The organism is Bartonella sp. TT110JLCBS (assembly GCF_042193405.1).
Taxonomy (GTDB): domain Bacteria; phylum Pseudomonadota; class Alphaproteobacteria; order Rhizobiales; family Rhizobiaceae; genus Bartonella.
On the sequence record NZ_JBHILT010000243.1, the window covers coordinates 338 to 634 of the forward strand.

Annotated in this window: 1 protein-coding gene; it reads left to right on the forward strand. The window is 36.7% G+C overall.

Annotated elements, in window-relative coordinates:
- Nucleotides 1–227 (forward strand): type II toxin-antitoxin system RelE/ParE family toxin (locus tag ACFILW_RS10670; protein ID WP_375685823.1); only part of this gene is annotated, 227 nt, incomplete at its 5' end.
- Between the last annotated feature and the right edge of the window lie 70 nt (nucleotides 228–297).

Below are 297 nucleotides of genomic sequence, written 5' to 3' on the forward strand. Positions count from 1 at the left end.
ATTCATCCAAGATTGATAAGAAACTTGTAAAACGTATCATGGTTCGTCTTGATCGTTTAGATATTTCTGAAAGACCAGAAGATATGAATCTTCCAGGATTCAACTTTCATTCTTTGATTGGATATTCACCTACCCGTTACACTGTCCACGTTAACGGACCATGGTGTATTACCTTTGAATTTGACTCATGTAATGCTTACCGTGTTGATCTTGAACAATATCACTAAGGATACAGTTATGAATGACATTCCTGCACAAAGAGATAAAAACCGTTGTCCTACTCATCCAGGAGAAGTT